Consider the following 18,548-nt stretch of genomic DNA (forward strand, 5'->3'; position numbering starts at 1 on the left):
TCCCCCTAGCCGCGCCCGAGCCGCGCGGCCACCCGCTCGTGCAGTGCCGCCAGCGCCGGGCTGACCGTCGCGGTCAGCGGCGTCGGGTCGGCCAGCCGGCGGGCCGGCTCCGGTAGCCAGGCGAGGTCGGCGTCGAAGCGGCCACGGGCGGCGCGAACCGCCTCGGCCGGGTCGGCGGGGTCGAACCGGTGGCCACCGCGCATGACCGGCACCAGCAGCGGCTCCCGGCCATCCGGTGGTGGCTCGTCGCGCAACCCCACCACATCCCCGGCCGCGCCGGTGGGATCACGGAAGACCTGCTTGGCGGCGGGCAGCGTGGCCTTTCCCGGGGACAGCTTCAGCACCGGCCGGTCGCCGTAGGCGACCAGCTTGTAGGCGCTGTCCAGCGACGGCGCGTCGTACGAGACGCCCATCCTGGTGCCCACGCCGTACCCGTCGATCGGTGCGCCCTGCGCCACGAGCCCCGCGATGACGTTCTCGTCGAGGCTGCCGCTGGCGATGATCGTGGCCTGCCGCAGCCCGGCGTCGTCCAGGATCGCCCGGGTCTGCCGGGCCAGCGCCCCGAGGTCGCCGGAGTCGAGCCGTACGCCGACCGGGCCGGTCAACCCGAGTTCGGTGACGACGTCGACGGCGGCCCGGACTCCCGCCGGCGTGTCGTAGGTGTCCACCAGGAAGATCGGGTTCGTGGGGAAGTCGGCGGCGAACGCGCGGAACGCCGCCCGTTCGTCCGGGAACGCCTCCACGTACGAGTGGGCCATCGTCCCGGACGGGGGGATCCCGTACCGCATGGCGGCCTCGACGTCGCTGGTCGCGGCGAAGCCGGCGATGGCCGACGCCCGTGCCACCCCTGCGCCGGCCTCGATGCCGTGGGTGCGGCGGAACGCGAAGTCGATCAGCTGCGCGCCGGCGGCGGCGAGCCGGCAGCGGGCCGCCTTGGTGGCCACCGTGGTGTGGAAGGTGATCAGGTTCAGCACGCCGGTCTCCACCAGCTGCGCCTCCGCGATGGGCGCGGTGACCTCCAGCAGCGGCTCGTCGGCGAAGACGACGCGACCCTCCGGCACGGCCCACACGTCCCCGGTGAACCGCAGCCCGGCCAGCGCCGTGAGGGCCGGCTCGTCGAACCCGACGACGTCGCGCAGGTAGCCCAGCTCGGCGTCGTCGAAGGCGAAGCTCTCCAGGAACGCCAGTGCCTCGGCCAGCCCGGCGGCGACCAGGAAGCCGCGCCGGTGCGGCAGCCGGCGGACGAAGAGGCTGAACGTGGCGTGCTCCGTCATGTCCCGGCGCAGGTAGCTGGCCGCCATCCGCAGCTCGTACAGGTCGGTACGCAGTCCCGTCATGTCACCTCCTCCACCACGCCCCCACTGTGATCCATCCGGTTGCGGGGCGTACGGGAAACGGGAGATCCGCCACGGGGCGGTGGCCGCCCGCCGCCAGCGCTCGGCAGGAGCGGGTCACGCCCGCCAGAACTGGCGGGCGCGAAGCCCTCGCGGCGCAGCCAGTGTTCGGTGTAGACGATCCGCTCCGCCGGCACCACCACGAGCGGCCCGGCCGGCGGTTCGTCCAGCGATCGGGACCGCTCCACGTGGTCGGACTGCCACCGGTACGCCGGCCAGTGGTGGTCGAAATCCGGGTCGCCGGGGTGCAGCACCCGGGCCCGGCCGAAGACCTGCGCGCCGCGGCTGCTGGCCTGGCCGACCAGGGGCGCGAAGATCCCGACCGAGACGCGCGGGTCGGCGGCGAGGTTGCGCATCTTCGGCGAGTCGGCGACGGCCGTGAACATCAGGGTGAAGTCCAGGTGGAAGTAGCGCACGGGGGTGGCCAGCGGGCCGTTCGGGCCGGCGGTGGCCAGCACGCACATGTTCTGCGTGGAGAACAGGTGGAGGATGCGTTCCTGGAGGCGGTCGCGGTTGAGGCGGGCGGTGGGGGAGGGGCCGGCGAGCCAGGGGTTCGTGACGGGCATGGTTGATCTTTTCATCCCGACCACGACCGGGAAAATCCGGTCGGGGTGACGCTCCGGGGGCTGGTAGGTTCGCTCGCCGTGACGGGCATCGCGGGGGATCGGCTGGACGGGCGGTTCGCCCGGCTCTGGACGGCCAGCACCATGTCGGCGCTGGGCAGCGGCATGGCCACGGTGGCCGCCCCGCTCTACGTGGCCTCGCAGACCGACGATCCGCTGACCGTCTCGGCCGGCGCCGCGGTGGCCTGGCTGCCGTGGCTGCTGTTCGCGCTGCCGGGCGGGGTGCTGGTCGACCGGGTGGACCGGCGCCGGCTCATGGTGGTCATCGACTGGGTGCGCGTCGCCGTGCTGGCCGTGCTGGCCGCCGCGCTGGTCACCGACCGGGCCGGGGTGCCGCTGCTCTACGCGGTGCTGTTCGTGGTCAACACCGGTGAGGTGGTGTTCCGCACCGCCGCCCAGGCGGTCGTGCCGGCGGTGGTGCCCCGGTCCCGCCTGGAGCGGGCCAACGGCTGGCTGGGCGGGGGCACCCAGATCATGCAGAACATGGTCGCCGGGCCGCTCGGCGGCTTCCTCTTCGTGGTGGCCGCGGCCATCCCGTTCGCCGTGAACGCCGGCACGTACGCGCTCAGCGCCGTCCTCGTCGGCCTGCTCGCCGGGTCGTACCGGGGCTCGCCGGGGGCGGGCGGGCGCCGCTCGGTCCGCGCGGAGGTCGCCGAGGGCTTCCGCTGGTTGCTGTCCCACCGCCTGCTGCGCACCATGACCCTGCTCATCGGGCTGCTCAACGTCACTCTGACCGCCGCCCTCGCGGTCCTCGTGCTGCTCGCCACCGACCGGCTCGGCCTCGGCTCGGTCGGCTACGGCGCGCTGTTCACCTGCATGGCGGTGGGCGGGCTGCTCGGCTCGGCGGTCGGCGACCGGCTGGTCGCCGCCATCACGGCCACCTGGACCGTCCGGGTGGGCCTGCTGATCGAGGCGGGCCTGCACCTGGCCCTGGCGGCCTCGCGCAGCGCCGTGGTGGTCGGGGTGGCGCTGTTCGCCTTCGGGGTGCACGGCGCGCTGTGGAACATCGTGGCCAACTCGCTGCGCCAGCGGCTCACCCCGCCCGCGCTGATGGGCCGGGTGGGCAGCACCACGCTGTTCATCGCGGCGGGCGGCAACTGCGTCGGCGCGTTGCTCGGCGGGGTGGTCGCCGACCGGTACGGGATCACGGCGCCCTACTGGGTGGGGCTCGTGGTGGCCGTCGGGGTGATCGCCGCGACCTGGCGGGTGTTCGACCGGGCCACGGTGGCCGCCGCCTACGCCGACCCGGCCCCGGAGGGCCGGGACACCCCGGCGACCGTCGCGTGAGGGTCCGCGCTCAGGGCAGCGGCGGCACCGGAAGCGTGACGCCCTGCGCCGCCGCCTGGTGCGCCAGCTCGATCAGCTCCACCACCCCGACCGAGTCCGCCGGATCCACCGGCAGCGGCGCGCCGTCCCGCAGCGCCGCCACCAGCTGCGTGTAGAAGTCCTGGTAGCGGCCCGCCTCGGTGGGCACCGCGCGCAGGTCGCCGTCGGCGCCGAGCCGGCCGTACGCCTCGGGGCCGACCTCGCCCCAGCCCGGCGTGCCGGGCCGGCCGCCGTCGCGCAGCGCCGCCTCCTGCGGGTCCAGCCCGTACGTGGTGTACGCGGCGCGGTCGCCGAGCACCCGGAAGCGCGGGCCGAGCTGGGCGGTCAGCGCGCTCATCCACAGGTGGGAGTGGACGCCGTTGGTGTGGGTGAGCGCGACGAACGCGTCGTCGTCCACCTCGGCGCCCGGCCGGCGCCGGTCCACCTCGGCGTAGACCCGACGCACCGGGCCGAACAGCTGCACCGCCTGGTCGACCAGGTGGGCGCCGAGGTCGAACAGGGCGCCACCGGCCTCGCCGGGCGCGGCGCTCTCCCGCCAGCCGGGCTTGATGGCCGGCCGCCACCGCTCGAACCGGGACTCGAAGCGGGTCACCCGGCCCAGCTCGCCGGCCTCGACGAGCCGGCGCACGGTCAGGAAGTCACCGTCCCAGCGGCGGTTCTGGAATGCGGTCAGCGGCACCCCGGCGGCGGCCGCCTCCGCGACCAGCGCCCGCCCCTCGGCGGCGGTCGGCGCGAGCGGCTTGTCCACCACCACCGGCAGCCCGGCCGCCACGGCGGCCCGGGCCATCGGCACGTGCTGCCGGTTCGGTGTGGCCACCACCACGAGGTCGACCGTGTCGGCGGCCTGCCAGAGCTGGTCGGCGTCGTCGAGGACCCGGGCGTCCGGGTGCTCGGCGTGGACCTGCGCCCGGCGCTCCGGGTCCCGCGTCATCACGGCTTCCAGCCGTAGGCCGGGCGTGGCGGCGACCAGCGGGGCGTGGAACACCCGCCCGGCGATCCCGTACCCCAGCAACCCCACCCGCAGCGGCGCCTGCGCCATGCCGTCCCCCGTCCTCGATGATCCCCTGCGAATCTACGCGCCGCGTCCGGCCCGGGACGGCGGGTCCCGGGCGGCGGCCCACCTGCGGGTGTGGCAGCGTGGGCGGGTGCACCCAACGCCGGTCGAGGTCGACGTCGCGCTGGTCGGCGGCGGCGGCGCCGCCTCCCTGGTGCTGGCCGCCCTGGCCCGCCACGACGTGACCGGCCTGCGGGTCGCCGTGGTCGATCCGGTGCGCAAGCGCGGCCAGGACCGCACCTGGGCGTTCTGGGGCGCCCCGGGCAGCGACCTGGACCCGCTGCTGAGCGCGAGCTGGTCGCGGGTCGACGTGGTCACGCCCGCCGGCCGCCGGGTCCTGCCGCTCACCCCGCTGAGGTACGCCATGCTCCGCTCCGCCCCGGTCTACGACCGGGCTGCCGAGGCCGAGCGGCGGCTGGGCGCCGTGCGGATCGGCGCGCCGGCCGGGGCGCTGGCCGACGACGGTCACCGGGTGACCGTCCACGATCCGGAGGGGCGGCCGCTGGTCCGGGCCGGTTGGGTGCTCGACTCCCGGCCCCGCCCGCCGGCCCGGCCCGGTCGGACGAGCTGGTTGCAGCACTTCCGCGGGTGGTGGCTGGCGGCCGACCGGCCCACCTTCGACCCGGGCCGGGCGGTGCTCATGGACTTCCGCACCCCGCAGCCCGCCCGCGGCGTCTCCTTCGGCTACGTGCTGCCGGTCGACGACCGGTACGCCCTAGTCGAGTACACCGAGTTCGGCCGGGCCGTGCTCACCGACGCGGGCTACGACACGGCGCTGCGCGGGTACGCCGGCCTGCTCGGCCTGGACCTGTCCGGGCTGCGGGTGCGGGAGGTGGAGAACGGGGTGATCCCAATGACGGACGGCCCGTTCGTGCCCCGCCCCTCGCCGCGGGTGGTCCGGCTCGGCACCGCGGGCGGCGCCACCCGCCCGTCCACGGGGTTCACGTTCTCCGCGATGCTCCGGCAGGCCGAGCAGGTGGCCGGGGCCCTGGCGGCGGGCCGGCCGCCGGTGCCCGCGCCCGCCTACCCCGGGCGGCACCGGTGGATGGACGCGGTGGCGCTGCGCGCCCTGGACCGGGGGCACGTCGGCGGGGTGGCGTTCTTCGAGCGGCTCTTCGACCGAAACCCGCCGGAGCGGGTGCTGCGTTTCCTCGACGGGGTCACCTCGCCGGCCGAGGATCTGGCGGTGATGCGGTCCAGCCCGCTGCTGCCGATGACCGGCGCGGTGCTCGGCGACGCGGCCGGCCGGCTGCGCGCCCGCTGGGGCCGCGGCCCGGCCGCCACCCCCGTGCCGGAGGCCGGACCGCGGGGCGCCGGTCAGGCCGGCTCGTAGCGGGCGATCACCACCCCGGTGGCGGTGGTGACGCTGTCGGTCAGCCGCAGCGCGCCCGGCTCGTCGCCGGGGTCGAACAGCCGCCGCCCACCGCCCAGCACCAGCGGGTGGACCAGCAGCACGTACGCGTCGACGAGGTCGTGCCGGCGCAGCGACCGGACCAGCGCGCCGCTGCCCAGCACGGCGATGTCCGGCCCGGGCTGCGCCCTCAGCTCCCGCACCGCCTCGATCACGTCGCCCTTCAACAGGTGCGAGTTCACCCAGGGCAGCGGCTCGTCCAGCGTGGTCGAGGCGACGTACTTGGGCAGCGCGTCGAGCATCGGGGTGAACGGGTTGCCGGTCTGCCGGGGCCAGTAGCCGGCGAAGTCGGCCCAGGTGCGGCGGCCGAGCAGCAGGGCGCCGGTCGAGGCCATGCCCTCGCCCATCTTCCGGCCCAGGACCGGGTCGTTGTAGGGGATCGCCCAGCCGCCCCGGCTGAAGCCGCCCCGGGTGTCCTCGTCGGGACGTCCGGGGGCCTGCATCACCCCGTCCAGGCTGACGTTCTCGGTGACGATGATCTTGCGCATGCCGCTCCCTCGGGCGGGGCCGGCCCGCTGCCGGCCCCTCACCCCTTCACACGAACGGCGACCGCCGATCTCGACAGCGGTCAGCGGCGGAGTTCCGCGGCGACCCGGTCGCGGACCAGCACCCGCAGCCGCTCCATGGGGTCGCCGTCGCCGGCGCCGAGCCGGTTGCGCACCGCCGCCACGGTCAACCCCAGCTCCGGGTACGCGAACGCCAGGCTGCCGCCGCTGCCGGCCGTGCCGAACGACCCGTCGGCGTCGACCGCGTAGCCGAGGCCGAACGTCGTCTCCTGCCCGAAGACCCACTCCTCGGCGCGGACCGCCACGGCGGAGACCTCCCGGAGGCGTTCCGGTGCGATGAGCCGCACCCCGTCGACCGGGCCGAGCAGCGCCGCGTACATCCGGGCGACCGCGCGGGCCGACATCGTGCCGACCGCGGGCACGTCGGCGCGCAGTACGTCGGGGCGGCTGCCGGTCGTGGCGTCCGGGCGGACGTGCGGTGGGGCCACCGCGTCGAAATGGGGCAGGTTGGCGCCCGCCCAGGTCATGAGGGCGGCCAGGCCGGCGTCCTCCAGCCGGGCCAGCCGGGGCAGGTCGGCCTCCGGCACGCCGAGGAACAGCTCGCCGGTCACCCCGAGCGGCCGGGCCACCTCCTCGGCCAGCACCTGCGAGACCGGCGTGCCGGTGACCCGCCGGACCACCTCGCCGACCAGCCAGCCCCACGTCCAGGCGTGGTACGCCAGCCGCTCGCCGGGCGCCCACCGGGGCTGCGCGTCGGCGAGCAGCCCGCACATCCGGTCCCAGTCGGTGAAGTCCGCCGGGGTGATGTCGGGGGGAAGGGTGGGCAGCCCGGCGGTGTGGGTGAGGGCGTGCCGCAGCGTGATGCCGTCCTTGCCGTGCCGGGCGAACTCCGGCCACACCTCGGCGATGCGCAGGTCGTAGTCGAGCAGTCCCCGCTCGGCGAGCACGTGCACGACGGTGGCGGTGAGCCCCTTGCCGGTGGACACGGCGTGCACCGGGGTGTCGGCGGTCAGCGGCCGGCCGGTGGTGGTGTCGGCCAGCCCGGCCTGCTCCTCGACGATCGGCGCGCCGGCCAGGTACGCGGCCACCTGCACGCCCGCCTCCCGCCCGGAGGTGACCAGGTCGTCGACTGCCTCGCGTACCTCGGCCCGCAGGCCGTCCCAGCGCCCGTCCATGATCAGCGACCCTGCCAGACCGCCGCGCGGGTGTCGTGCGGTTTTCCGCCGCCGGTCGGCGGCGGCCGGCGGGTCGGGTGGTCCCGCGCCGGGGCGTACCGGGTAGGTTGCCGGCATGGTGGAGGCGGCGACCGGCGGGGTCGTGGAGATCTGGACCGACGGCGCGTGCAGCGGCAACCCGGGCCCCGGCGGGTGGGGCGTGCTGCTGCGCTGGGGCGGGCACGAGCGCGAGCTGTGCGGCGGCGAGGCCACCCCGACCACCAACAACCGGATGGAGCTGACGGCCGCGATCCAGGCGCTGGAGAGCCTCACCCGCCCGGTCACCGTGCGCCTGCACACCGACAGCACGTACGTGCGCAACGGCATCACGAGCTGGCTGGCCTCCTGGAAGCGCAACGGCTGGCTGACCGCCGCGAAGCAACCGGTGAAGAACGCCGACCTGTGGCAGCGCCTGGAGGCGGCCTGCGCCCGGCACGACGTGACCTGGCTCTGGGTGAAGGGCCACAACGGGCACCCGGAGAACGAGCGTGCCGACGCGCTGGCCAACCGGGGGATGACCGAGGCGCGGGCCAGGGGGGTGGCCGCCCGCTGACCCGGGCGGGTTGTGTCGACCCCGGTCGATGGGTAACGTAGCGGATCGATGCCGTCACGGACAGTCGCCCTCCCGGAGGTGTCCGCGTGACCGTTGCCGCCCTCACCGACCTGCCGCTCTGGCCACCGATCAACCTCGACCGTGATCCGCTCGTCCCGCTGGACGCGGGGGAGCGGCGACGGTTCGCCGGTCCGGTCACCCGGGTCCGGCTTCCCACCGACGCCACGGCCTGGCTGGTGACCCGGCACGCCGACGTCAGGCAGATGCTGCGCCACCCCGGCTTCAGCGCGGACCTGACCCGGCCCGGCTTCCCGCTGCTGCGCCGGATCCCGCCCGGCGCGTTCGGCGACCGCCGGGGCGGGTTCATCCGGATGGACGGCGTCGAGCACACCCGGCTGCGCCGGATGCTCACCGCCGAATTCATGATCAGGAACGTGCGGCGGATCGAGCCGCTGATCCGGCAGACCGTCGACCGGGCGCTGGACGACCTGCACGCCGCCGGCCCGCCCGCCGATCTGGTCACGCACGTCGCCCTGCCGGTGCCGTCGATGGTCATCTGCCACCTGCTCGGCATCCCCTACGCCGACCACGACTTCTTCCAGGAGCGCAGCCGGACGCTCATCGACCGGGACGCCCCGCCGGAACGGGTCCAGCGACACGTGCGGGAGCTGCGCGACTACCTGCACCGGCTGGTCGAGGCGAAGGTGGCCACCGGGGAGCGCGCCGACGACCTGCTCAGCCGGCTGGCCCGGGACCGGGTCGACACCGGGGAGCTGGCCGTCGAGGAACTGGTCGGCATGGCGGTGCTGCTGCTCATCGCCGGCCACGAGACGACCGCCAACATGATCGGCCTGAGCACCCTGCTGCTGCTGCGCCACCCCGCCCGGTACGCCGCGCTGCGGGACGACACCGGGCACGCCGAGGGGCTGGTCGACGAGCTGCTGCGTTACCTCAGCATCGTGCGCACCGGCCTGCCCCGCCTGGCCACCGAGGACGTCGAGATCGGCGGGCGGCTGATCCGGGCCGGGGAGGGCGCGATCGCGGTGCTGTCCCTGGCCAACCGGGATCGGACCGCCTTCGACCGGCCGGACGAGTTCGACCCCTACCGGGCGGCGCAGCAGCACGTCGCGTTCGGCTTCGGGGTGCACCAGTGCATCGGCCAGCCCCTCGCCCGCGCGGAGCTGCGGATCGCGCTCGTGGAGCTGGCTCGCCGGTTCCCGCGGCTGCGGCCAGCCGCCACCGCCGGGCGGCTGCCGACCCGGGACAGCTCGATCGTCTACGGCCTCGACGCGCTGCCGGTGACCTGGTGAGCGGGGCCGTGCGGGTCCGGGTGGACCGGGACCGGTGCTGCGGGTCCGGCAACTGCGTGGTGACCGCGCCGGAGGTGTTCGACCAGGATGACGCGGACGGCCTCGTGCTGCTACGCCGGGCCGAACCGCCCGCCGACGCGGCCGACCGGGTGCGCCTCGCCGTGGAGCTCTGCCCGGCCTGGGCGATCAGCGTGGCGCCCCGGCCGGTGCCGGAGCACTCCTCGACACCGTGAGGCGCCGGCCCGCTCACCGCTCCGGGCGGCCCTCCTCGATCTCCTCCGGCTCGTTCGCCGGGTCGGCGGTGCCGGAGACGTCGGCCACGTCGTAACCGGCGCGGCTGACCTCCCGGGCGGAGCGACGATCCTCGGCCGGCAGGTCGGCGAAGTCGTCGCCGGTGTCGTCGGTGCTGTGCAGGGACTCGCCCGGCGGGCGCAGCGACGCCTCGTACGCGGTCGCGCCGTCGGGCTCGTCGGTGGGGGCGCGGCCGAAGGACTCTTCACTCGTCATGTGGCACTCCTGCCCATCGGGGGCGGGGACAAACGCTCAGCGGGCCGCATCCGGGTGGGTCGGCATCGAGGAGCCGCCGGAGCTGCTGCCCGACGCCCCACCGGCAACGCCGGAACCGTCGTCCTCGGTCACCTCGTCCGGTTTCGGCGCGCCCGGCTCCGGCGCGGGCACGTCGGTGTCCGCCTCCACCTGGACCAGCCGGGCCTGGCCGACCTCGTCCTCGGCGTGCGCCGGATCGACCGGCTGCCTGCCCTGCCGTGTCTCGTATTTCACCGGCCGTGTCTCGTGCTTCACCGGTCCGCCTCCCGTCCGTCGCGCGGTGACGCCGCCTACCCGGGGCGGTCGCCGCGAAACCCGGCCGTCCTCTTCCGCCGCCCGCGGTGTCGTCAGCGGCGGCGCCGGCCCGCGGAGCGGCCGCCCGTCGGGCGCCCACCTCCCGACCGCCCGCCGGACGGTCGCGTGGCCCCGGGCGACCCGGCCGGGGTGACGGTCAGCGACCAGTGCGCCGGTCGGCGCAGGCCGCGCGGCAGGACCGTGCGGTGGTCGCCGCGGGCCGCGTCGAGCTGGGACTGGTGCACGAACAGGCAGTCGCCCAGGTCGGCGCCGCGCAGGTCCGCCCCGCGCAGGTCGGCCCCCGTGAGGTCGGCCGCGCCGAGGTCGGCCCCGCGCAGGTCCGCACCGATGAGGCAGGCCCCGCGCAGGTTCGCCCCGGCCAGCCCCGCCCGCCGCAGGTCCACCCCGATCAGCACGGCGCCCCGCCGGTCCACGCCCGCCCGGCCGGACCGGGCCTGCTCGCCGGCCCGGGAGAGCAGCCGGTTGACCCGCTCCCGCTGGGCGTCGACGTCGACGGCGAGCAGGTCCTCCGGGGTGCCGTCGGTGAGTCGTTCCGTCTCCGCGAGGGCGGCGGTCAGCTCGTCGCGCAGCGGCCCCGCCGGGGTCAGCGCCACGGCCTCGGTCAGATACCAGAGCAGCTCGTGCAGCGGCCGCATCACCGCGAAGGTGTCGAACATCCGCCGCGCGGCCGCCGGGTCGCCGCGCCAGTCCCGCCCGCCGAAGGTGCCCTGGGCGACGTGCTGGCCGGCGCCGAAGCAGTCGAAGACCGTGCAGCCGGGAAAGCCGCGCTGCCGCAGGTCCCGGTGGATGCCGCAGCGGGAGTCAGCGCCCAGGTTCGGGCAGGGCTGCCCGGCGGGCTTGTCGATCGCGAAGTCGGCGGAGGCGGCGAACGCCGGCGCGACGCAGCAGATCCCGAAGCAGCGCGCGCAGTCGGCGCGCAGCTCGCGGGCGCCGCCCGCCACCCGCTGGTCCACCGCCTCGGACACCGCCGGCCTCCCGCCACCGTCGGGCACGCCCCTCGCGCCCCCCACCATTCTCCGCCCGGGTCCGCCCGGACCGGCCGGCGGGGCACGGCGGTGTGACGGGCCCGGGGCGCGGCGCCCGCGCGGGGCGGGCGCCGGCCCTCCGGCTCAGAAGTCGAACAGCACGTCCGTGCCGCGCAGCAGGTGGCACCGGTTGTCGAAGGTCCGGGTGTACGCGACCGGCCGGTCCTGCCAGAAGCCCACGGCGCGGGCGGTGACCGGGGCGTACTCCCGGGTGCACGGGCCGGGCTGCACCTCGAGCGCGTCGAGGTGGCCGTCGACCCGGGCGACGAGCCGGCACGCGGTCGCCGGGTCGGGGTGCAGCCCGCCCTCGGGGCCGCAGGTCAGCACGGTGGCGCGGACGTCGCCGCCGGTGTCGACGGTGAGCAGCAGCGCCGACGGGGTGTCGGGGCCGGGTCGGGGCGCCGCGCCGGCCGCCGTGGGGGCGGCGGTCACGGCGAGGCCGCCGAGCGCGGCGGCCAGGGCCAGCGCGGCGGTGCGTCGGGCGAAGGGCATGTGTCGTCCTTCCGTCGGGGCCCCGGGGTGGGGGCCGGGCGTCGGCCCGGCCGTCGTGCGACCGGACCGACCAGAACCCTAAGTGGACGGTGTGAACGCACAGCGTCACGAAGTGTTACACCGGTTCGCCCCGGCGGCCGGCGGGTGTGACAGGCACCCTCACACCGACCGCCACCCGTCGTCGGGCAGGGACGACGCCTGGGGACCCATCATGAGCATCCCGCCGTCCACCGGCCAGGACGCGCCCGTCACGTACGCGGCGGCCGGCGAGGCGAGCAGCGCCACCACCGCGGCCACCTCCCGGGCGTCCCCGGGCCGTCCCACCGGCACGCCCGGGCGCTCCTGGGTGAACGGGTCGACGTCCTCCTGCCCGGTCATCGGGGTGGCGATCTCGCCGGGGGCGACCGCGTTGACGGTGATCCCGTCGGCCGCCAGTTCCTGCGCCATCACCTTGGTGAGCAGGCCCAGTCCACCCTTCGCCGCGCAGTACGCCGACGAGCCGACCCGCGGGGCGTGCTCGTGGACGCTCGTGATGCTGATGATCCGGCCGCCCCGGCCGGCTGCCCGCATCCGCCGGGCGGCCCGCTGGGAGCAGAGGAACGGCCCGTCCAGGTCCACGGCGAGCACCTCCCGCCACTTCTCCCAGGCCACGTCGACGAAGGGCGTGGCCAGCCCGGTGCCGGCGTTGTTGACCAGCACGCCGAGGCCGCCGAGCCGGTCGGCCAGGTCGTCGACGACGGCGGCGCCCTCGGGCAGCCGGGTCAGGTCCATCTCGGCCACCTCGCAGCGGCGGCCGGTGGCGCGTACCTCGCCGGCGGTGCGCTCGGCGCCGTCCGGGTCGCCGTACCAGGTGATGCCGATGTCGAAGCCGGCCTCGGCGAGCGCCACGGCGCACGCCTTGCCGATGCCGGAGTCCGCGCCGGTGACGACGGCGATCCTGTCGTAATCCTCGTATCGCTGGGGCATGGTGGCGCACTACCCGGATCGGGCGGGCCGAACCAGACGGGGTGTAACCGGTCCCGGCCGGGGTAGCCGGGCCGGATGGACCTGGTCGAGGAGTCGCCGTACCGGTTCCGGATCGACCGGCACGAGCCGATGCGGGTGCCGGGCGTGGTCTTCGCCTCCCGCGCGCTGCTTCCGGACGCCGGGGCGGACAAGTCGCTGGAGCAGGTGGCGAACGTGGCCACCCTGCCCGGCATCGTCGGCGCCTCCTACGCCATGCCGGACGTGCACTGGGGCTACGGCTTCCCGATCGGCGGGGTCGCCGCCACGGCCGTCGAGGACGGGGGAGTGGTCTCGCCCGGCGGGGTCGGCTTCGACATCTCCTGCGGGGTGCGGCTGCTCACCGCCGACCTGGACCGGGCCGGGCTGCGGCCACGGCTGGACGCCGTCATGGACGGCCTGAGCGAGTCCACCCCGCGCGGCATGGGCAAGGGCGCCGTGTGGCACCTGACCGACCGGGCCGAGCTCGACGCGGTGCTCCGCGGAGGCTCCCGGTACGCCGTCGAGCGGGGCTTCGGCGTCCAGCGGGACCTGGACCGCTGCGAGGACCGGGGCGCGGTGGACGACGCGAACCCGGCGCAGGTGAGCGAGCGGGCCGTGGAGCGCGGCGCCCGCCAGGTGGGCAGCCTCGGTTCCGGCAACCACTTCCTGGAGGTGCAGGCGGTGGAGGAGGTCTACGACGAGGCGGTGGCGGGGGCCTTCGGGCTGCGCGCCGGCCAGGTCTGCGTCATGATCCACTGCGGTTCGCGGGGGCTGGGTCACCAGATCTGCACGGACTACGTCCGGGAGATGGAGAAGGTGATGCCCCGGCACGGCATCCACGTGCCCGACCGGCAGCTGGCCTGCGCGCCCGTCTCGTCCCACGAGGGCCGGGCCTACCTGGGGGCGATGGCCGCCGCGGCCAACTACGCCCGGGCCAACCGGCAGCTGCTCGCCCACGCCGCCCGCCAGGTCTTCGCCCGGGTCACCGGATGCGACCTCGACCTCGTGTACGACATCTCGCACAACCTCGCCAAGATCGAGACGCACGAGGTCGACGGGTCACCGCGCCCGCTCTGCGTACACCGCAAGGGCGCCACCCGGGCCCTCCCGCCGGGGCACCCCGAGCTGCCCGACGACCTGCGCCCGGCCGGGCAGCCGGTCCTCATCCCCGGCTCCATGGGCACCGGTTCGTACGTGCTCACCGGCGTGGCCGGCTCACCGGCCTGGGCGTCCACCTGCCATGGAGCGGGCCGGGTGCAGAGCCGCAAGCAGGCCACGAAGGCGGAGCGTGGGCACGACCCGCGCCGCGAGCTGGAGGCGCAGGACATCGCGGTGCGGGGCGCGAGCCGGCGCGGGCTGGCCGAGGAGATGCCAGCCGCGTACAAGGACGTCACGGCCGTGGTGGCGGCGGCCGAGGGGGCCGGCCTGTGCCGGAAGGTGGCCCGGCTCGTGCCGCTCGGCGTGGTCAAGGGCTGAGCCGCTCACACGTCCAACGTCACCGCGCAGCGCCAGCCGTCGGGCTCGGCGGCGAAGCGCAGCTCGTGCAGGGACACCGCCTTGGGGACCGCGCCGACCAGCTCGACCGCGTCGGTGCCGGCGGTCCGCCAGCGCACCGCCAGGCCGCCGTCGCCGGCCGCCCGCACCTCGGTCTCCAGCGGCAGCGCGGCCTCCGTCTCCAGCCGGAAGATCACCTCGTCGAGGACGCCGACCAGCAGGTCCGCGTCGGCGCCCGGTGGCACCCGGAACGCGGTCTCCCCGTCGGCGACCGCTCCCGTGGTGTCCACGAAGGTGTCGACCAGCGCGGTGACCGCCTCGGCCACGCAGCCCTCCCGGTCCGGCGCCCAGGCCTCGATGCGGACGTCGGCGGTGTGCGGGATGTTCCGGTGCCCGCGGGCCGGTCGTCGCTCCATGCCCCGATCATGCCGTCCCCGGTCCGGGGCCGGTGGCGGCTGCGCCGGTTCGCTCGGACACCACGAAGTCGGGCGCCGCGGCGGTGAGCACCGCCGTCCGGGTCGGCGCGGTCCATTCCCCGGCCAGCGCGGCGGCCAGCTCCGCGAGCATCCGGGGCACGGCCACCGGTCCGTCCTCGTGCATCGCCTCGATCACCACCAGCACCTCGGCGGTCTCCGCGCGCACCGCCGACGCGCCGCTCTGCCGGTGCGTCCAGCGCCGGGAGTGGGCCCGGCCGGCCGCGTCGGCGAAGACCAGCTCACCCGGCTCGGGGTGCTCCTCGTCCCCGCCGAGGGTCAGGTAGATCTCCGCGCCGGTGGCCGGGCGCACCGTCAGGTCCCCGGCGATCCGCGCGGGGTCCAGCACGGCCACCGGCACGGCGTACCCGAGGGACAGGGCGTTGCCCAGGTCGACCAGCGGGTGCAGCCGGGGCAGCGCGCCGTCGCGGCGGAAGCGGCGCAGCAGCGACTCGGCGGCGCACCGGTAGCGGGTCGGCGGCGAACCCATCCGGGCGAAGGTCCGCCGCCAGGCCTGGATCTCCGGGAAGCCGCCCTCCGGCCCGCCGGCGAGGCGGGCACGGGCGGTGTCGGCGTACCGGGCGAGCCGTGGGGTGACGTCGACGCCGGGGGTGATGCCGGTGGCGTGCAGGACGCCGCAGGTCAGCTCGGGAAAGGTCGACCAGACCTGCGGGGAGCGCCGGAAGCGCACGGGTGACTCCTATCGGGCGGTGAGGGCCAGGCCGATGCCCAGGGCGAGGAAGCTGCCGGCGAAGCCGTGCCGCAGCAGCGCGGTCAGCCGGGGCCGGGCCAGCACCCGGCGGCGCAGCGCGCCGGCCAGCAGCGCGTACCCGGCGAAGACCACGAGGGTGGCCAGCATGAACACCACGCCGCAGAGCAGCATCCGGGCCGGCGCGTCCGGCGCGTCCGGCGGGACGAACTGCGGCAGGAACGCGACGAAGAAGACGGTGACCTTGGGGTTGAGCAGGTTCATCAGCACCCCGTCGCGGAACAGCCGGCCGGCCGGTCGGGGCGTGCGGTGCTCGTCCACCGGCAGCGGACCGCGGTCGCGCAGCGCCGCCCACGCCATCCAGAGCAGGTACGCCACGCCCAGCCAGGTGACCACGCGGAACGCCGGGGTCCCGGCGCGGAGCAGGGCCGCCAGCCCGGTCACCGCGGCGACCAGATGCGGGACGAGGGCCAGGGTGCAGCCGGCGGCGGCGACCAGGCCGGCCCGCCGCCCGGCGGAGAGGCCGGTGGCGAGGGTGTAGACCACCCCGGTGCCCGGGGTGATCACCACGACGAGCGTGGTCAGCAGGAAGGCGATAGTCACCGGTCCAGCCTGCGATCATAATGGTCCGATGGACAGGGCCAAACCGGTGACGACAGAGGGGTCCATAACGGCCGGTGCCGATTTCCTCCAGCTCGACGTCGGGGAGGCCCCGCCCGGCGGGCGCGCCGACTGGCTGGCCGCCCGGCTGCGGGCCGCGATCGCCGACGGCCGGGTGCCGGTGGGCGCCCGGCTGCCGGCCAGCCGGGTGCTCGCCGCCGAGCTGGGCGTGTCCCGGGGCGTGGTGACCGAGGCGTACCAGCGGCTGACCGAGGACGGGCACGTGGCCGGGCGGGGCCGGGCCGGCACGGTCGTGGTGGCCACCCCGGCCGCCGTGGTCACCCGGGCGCCGGCGCCCCGCCGCCCACCGGAGGTGTTCGCCGCGCGGCCGGACACCGCCGTCTTCGACGCGCTGCGCCACGCTCCGGCGGAGCTGGACCTGACGCCCGGCGTACCCGACCTGGCGGCCTTTCCCCGCGCGGCCTGGCTGCGCGCCGAACGCGCCGTGCTGCACCGCCTGGCGCCCGCCGCCTTCGGATACGGCGACCCGACCGGCACTCCCGCGCTGCGGCTCGCGATCGCCACCTGGCTGGCCCGCAACCGCGGCATCCGGGTGGACCCGGCCGAGGTGGTGGTCGTGGCGGGGGTGTCCCAGGCGCTCGGCCTGCTCGCCCAGGTGCTGCACGCCGACGGGGTGCACACGGTGGCCGTGGAGGATCCCGGCTCGCTCGGCGTACGCCAGCACCTGAACAACTGGCGGCTGGACACCCCGCCGGTGCCGGTCGACACCGACGGCCTGCGGGTCGACCGGCTGGAGGCCAGCGGGGCCCCGGCCGTGATGCTCACGCCGGCGCACCAGTTCCCGACGGGGGTGGTGCTCGACGGCGACCGGCGCCGCCGGCTGCTGCGCTGGGCCCGGAGCGGCGGACTGGTCATCGAGGACGACTACGACGCCGAGCACCGCTACGACCGCCCGCCGGTGTCGGCGCTGCGCGGGATGCTGCCGGACCGGGTCTGCTACACCGGCAGCGTGTCCAAGCTGCTCGCACCGGCGCTGCGGATCGGCTGGGTGCTGGTGCCGGCCCGGTGGCACGACGACCTGGTGGCCGCCAAGCGGATGGCCGACCTCGGCAACGCCGCCCTGCCGCAGCTCGTGCTGGCCGAGCTGATGGACTCCGGCGCGCTGGAACGCCACCTGCGGCTGCTGCGCCGCCGGCACGTCCGGCGCCGGGACGCGATGATCCGGGCGATCCGCGAGCACCTGCCCGGTGCTGTGGTGCACGGCGCCGCGGCCGGCCTGCACCTGCTGGTCACCCTGCCCGACGAGGTCGACGACACCGCGCTGGCCGCGGCGGCGCTGCGCCAGGGCGTCAAGGTGCAACCCCTCTCCTGGCACGCCCAGCTCCCGCAACCGCCCGGCCTGGTCCTCGGCTACGCCGCCAACCCGCCGTCGGACCTCGACCGCGCCCTGGCCACCCTAGGCGCCGCCCTCCGCGACCTGCGCTGACGCGGGCGGGTGGTAGAGGGCGGCGAGGGCGGTGGCCGTCTCGGCCAGGCGGTCGCGCAGCGCGGCGGGGGAGAGGACCTCCACCTCGGCGCCGAGCCGCAGCAGGTCGCCGTGCGCGTGGGTGAGCGACTCGATGGGTACGACGGCCCGCACCCAACCGGCCGCGTCGGGCGGGCCGGCGCTGGCGTCCACCGCCCCGACCACCGCGTCGCTGGCGACCTCGCGCAGCCGCTCCCGGCCGGCCGGCGAGAGCCGGATGGTCGCCTCGTCGCGGTGCAGCCGGGCCCGGAAGGCGACCACGTGCGCCCGCCACCAGGCCGGCAGGTCGAACTCGGGCCGGTCGAACGGCTCGTCCAGCGGGGTCAGGTCGAGGATCTGGTTCACCCGGTAGGTCGCCGCCTCGGCCCGGTCCGGGCGGCCCGCTACCACGTACCAGCGGCCGCCCTTGAGCACCAGCCCGTACGGTTCGAGGACCCGGCTCACCTCGCCGCTCCAGCTCCGGTAGCGGACCCGGATCCGGTGCTCCCGCCACACCGCCTCGGCCGCGGCGGCCAGGTACGGCGACGGGTCGCCGTCGGAGTACCAGCCGGGGGTGTCCAGGTGGAACCGTTGCTCGAGCCGGGCGGCACGGTCGGCGAGCGGCGGCGGCAGCGCGGCGCGTAGCTTGAGTTGCAGGGTGGCGACCACCGACTCGTAGCCCAGCTCGGCGGCCGGTCCGGGCAGCCCGGCGAAGAGCAGCCGGTCGGCCTCCTCGGCGGTGAGCCCGGTCAGCCGGGTCCGCCAGCCGTCCACGAGCCGGTAGCCGCCGGCGTGCCCGGCCTCGCCGTAGAGCGGGATGCCGGCGGCGTGCAGCGACTCGACGTCCCGGTAGACGGTGCGGACCGACACCTCCAGCCGGCGGGCCAGCTCGGCGGCGGTGAGCCGGCCGTGGGCCTGGAGCAGCAGCAGGATGGACAGGAGACGACTGGCCCGCATTCCACTGACACTAGCTGTCAGGGGAGTGGGCCTACCG

21 protein-coding genes are annotated in these 18,548 nt (G+C 76.2%); 7 read left to right on the forward strand and 14 right to left on the reverse strand.

Going from position 1 to position 18,548, the window contains the following annotated elements; all coding sequences use genetic code 11:
• Positions 1–5 precede the first annotated feature (5 nt).
• Together ABZS80_RS11385 and ABZS80_RS11390 are read right to left on the reverse strand one after the other, a co-directional pair.
• The gene (locus ABZS80_RS11385; protein WP_355055621.1) at positions 6–1,337 is read right to left on the reverse strand and encodes a nicotinate phosphoribosyltransferase; all 1,332 of its coding nucleotides are present in this window, start codon (positions 1,335–1,337) and stop codon (positions 6–8) included.
• Complete coding sequence (locus tag ABZS80_RS11390; RefSeq protein ID WP_355055622.1) at positions 1,334–1,960, reverse strand: pyridoxamine 5'-phosphate oxidase family protein; 627 nt, start codon at positions 1,958–1,960, stop codon at positions 1,334–1,336. Before ABZS80_RS11390 ends, ABZS80_RS11385 begins: the two co-directional genes overlap by 4 nt.
• Positions 1,961–2,038: 78 nt before the next feature.
• Between ABZS80_RS11390 and ABZS80_RS11395 the strand changes: the two genes are divergently transcribed.
• Positions 2,039–3,304 carry an MFS transporter gene (locus ABZS80_RS11395; RefSeq protein ID WP_355055623.1) on the forward strand — a complete coding sequence of 422 codons (1,266 nt, stop codon included), beginning with the start codon at positions 2,039–2,041 and terminating at the stop codon, positions 3,302–3,304.
• A gap of 10 nt (positions 3,305–3,314) precedes the next feature.
• On the opposite strand, the gene ABZS80_RS11400 is transcribed toward ABZS80_RS11395, so the two are convergent.
• Positions 3,315–4,382, reverse strand: coding sequence for a Gfo/Idh/MocA family oxidoreductase (locus ABZS80_RS11400; protein WP_355055624.1), 1,068 nt, complete (start codon positions 4,380–4,382; stop codon positions 3,315–3,317).
• Positions 4,383–4,470: 88 nt separating this feature from the next.
• Between ABZS80_RS11400 and ABZS80_RS11405 the strand changes: the two genes are divergently transcribed.
• Positions 4,471–5,730, forward strand: a complete 1,260-nt coding sequence (locus tag ABZS80_RS11405) for a lycopene cyclase family protein (protein WP_355055740.1) — start codon at positions 4,471–4,473, stop codon at positions 5,728–5,730.
• Here ABZS80_RS11405 and ABZS80_RS11410 read toward each other — a convergent pair.
• Positions 5,715–6,296, reverse strand: a complete 582-nt coding sequence (locus tag ABZS80_RS11410) for a dihydrofolate reductase family protein (RefSeq protein WP_355055625.1) — start codon at positions 6,294–6,296, stop codon at positions 5,715–5,717. The genes ABZS80_RS11405 and ABZS80_RS11410 overlap by 16 nt on opposite strands.
• A gap of 80 nt (positions 6,297–6,376) precedes the next feature.
• Positions 6,377–7,489, reverse strand: a complete 1,113-nt coding sequence (locus tag ABZS80_RS11415; RefSeq protein WP_355055626.1) for a serine hydrolase domain-containing protein — start codon at positions 7,487–7,489, stop codon at positions 6,377–6,379.
• 115 nt (positions 7,490–7,604) lie between these two features.
• Between ABZS80_RS11415 and rnhA the strand changes: the two genes are divergently transcribed.
• The 3 genes from rnhA to ABZS80_RS11430 all read left to right on the forward strand — a co-directional run bounded on the left by rnhA (position 7,605) and on the right by ABZS80_RS11430 (position 9,624).
• The gene (rnhA, locus tag ABZS80_RS11420; protein ID WP_355055627.1) at positions 7,605–8,081 is read left to right on the forward strand and encodes a ribonuclease HI; all 477 of its coding nucleotides are present in this window, start codon (positions 7,605–7,607) and stop codon (positions 8,079–8,081) included.
• A gap of 86 nt (positions 8,082–8,167) precedes the next feature.
• The gene (locus ABZS80_RS11425; protein ID WP_355055628.1) at positions 8,168–9,391 is read left to right on the forward strand and encodes a cytochrome P450; all 1,224 of its coding nucleotides are present in this window, start codon (positions 8,168–8,170) and stop codon (positions 9,389–9,391) included.
• A gap of 8 nt (positions 9,392–9,399) precedes the next feature.
• Positions 9,400–9,624 carry a ferredoxin gene (locus ABZS80_RS11430; protein WP_355055741.1) on the forward strand — a complete coding sequence of 75 codons (225 nt, stop codon included), beginning with the start codon at positions 9,400–9,402 and terminating at the stop codon, positions 9,622–9,624.
• A gap of 13 nt (positions 9,625–9,637) precedes the next feature.
• Here ABZS80_RS11430 and ABZS80_RS11435 read toward each other — a convergent pair whose 3' ends face one another.
• From ABZS80_RS11435 to ABZS80_RS11455, 5 genes are all read right to left on the reverse strand, one after another.
• Complete coding sequence (locus tag ABZS80_RS11435; protein ID WP_355055629.1) at positions 9,638–9,898, reverse strand: hypothetical protein; 261 nt, start codon at positions 9,896–9,898, stop codon at positions 9,638–9,640.
• Positions 9,899–9,934: 36 nt separating this feature from the next.
• The gene (locus tag ABZS80_RS11440; protein WP_151461808.1) at positions 9,935–10,171 is read right to left on the reverse strand and encodes a preprotein translocase YidC; all 237 of its coding nucleotides are present in this window, start codon (positions 10,169–10,171) and stop codon (positions 9,935–9,937) included.
• A 113-nt stretch (positions 10,172–10,284) separates the two neighbouring features.
• Positions 10,285–11,217: a pentapeptide repeat-containing protein gene (locus ABZS80_RS11445; protein WP_355055630.1), complete on the reverse strand. Its 933-nt coding sequence runs from the start codon at positions 11,215–11,217 to the stop codon at positions 10,285–10,287.
• A 144-nt stretch (positions 11,218–11,361) separates the two neighbouring features.
• A complete protein-coding gene (locus ABZS80_RS11450) occupies positions 11,362–11,769 on the reverse strand; it encodes an SSI family serine proteinase inhibitor (RefSeq protein ID WP_355055631.1) in 408 nt (135 codons plus the stop codon).
• A 159-nt stretch (positions 11,770–11,928) separates the two neighbouring features.
• A complete protein-coding gene (locus ABZS80_RS11455) occupies positions 11,929–12,735 on the reverse strand; it encodes an SDR family oxidoreductase (RefSeq protein ID WP_355055632.1) in 807 nt (268 codons plus the stop codon).
• A 75-nt stretch (positions 12,736–12,810) separates the two neighbouring features.
• Between ABZS80_RS11455 and ABZS80_RS11460 the strand changes: the two genes are divergently transcribed.
• The gene (locus ABZS80_RS11460; RefSeq protein ID WP_151464868.1) at positions 12,811–14,229 is read left to right on the forward strand and encodes an RtcB family protein; all 1,419 of its coding nucleotides are present in this window, start codon (positions 12,811–12,813) and stop codon (positions 14,227–14,229) included.
• A 5-nt stretch (positions 14,230–14,234) separates the two neighbouring features.
• Here ABZS80_RS11460 and ABZS80_RS11465 read toward each other — a convergent pair whose 3' ends face one another.
• From ABZS80_RS11465 to ABZS80_RS11475, 3 genes are read right to left on the reverse strand one after another with little or no spacing between them, the layout of a single operon-like run.
• The gene (locus tag ABZS80_RS11465; protein WP_151464867.1) at positions 14,235–14,663 is read right to left on the reverse strand and encodes an archease; all 429 of its coding nucleotides are present in this window, start codon (positions 14,661–14,663) and stop codon (positions 14,235–14,237) included.
• 7 nt (positions 14,664–14,670) lie between these two features.
• The gene (locus ABZS80_RS11470) at positions 14,671–15,411 is read right to left on the reverse strand and encodes a phenylalanine--tRNA ligase beta subunit-related protein (protein ID WP_355055633.1); all 741 of its coding nucleotides are present in this window, start codon (positions 15,409–15,411) and stop codon (positions 14,671–14,673) included.
• A gap of 9 nt (positions 15,412–15,420) precedes the next feature.
• Entirely contained in the window at positions 15,421–16,032 is a 612-nt protein-coding gene (locus tag ABZS80_RS11475; protein WP_355055634.1) for a LysE family translocator, read from the reverse strand.
• Positions 16,033–16,060: 28 nt separating this feature from the next.
• Between ABZS80_RS11475 and ABZS80_RS11480 the strand changes: the two genes are divergently transcribed.
• Positions 16,061–17,536 (forward strand): PLP-dependent aminotransferase family protein, encoded by a 1,476-nt coding sequence (locus tag ABZS80_RS11480; RefSeq protein ID WP_355055635.1) that lies wholly within the window; start codon positions 16,061–16,063, stop codon positions 17,534–17,536.
• Here the strand turns inward: ABZS80_RS11480 and ABZS80_RS11485 are convergent.
• Complete coding sequence (locus ABZS80_RS11485; RefSeq protein WP_355055636.1) at positions 17,507–18,511, reverse strand: WYL domain-containing protein; 1,005 nt, start codon at positions 18,509–18,511, stop codon at positions 17,507–17,509. The two genes, ABZS80_RS11480 and ABZS80_RS11485, sit on opposite strands and share 30 nt — an antisense overlap.
• Positions 18,512–18,548: the final 37 nt, after the last annotated feature.

This window comes from Micromonospora sp. NPDC005305, assembly GCF_040607315.1.
Taxonomy (GTDB): Bacteria; Actinomycetota; Actinomycetes; order Mycobacteriales; family Micromonosporaceae; genus Micromonospora.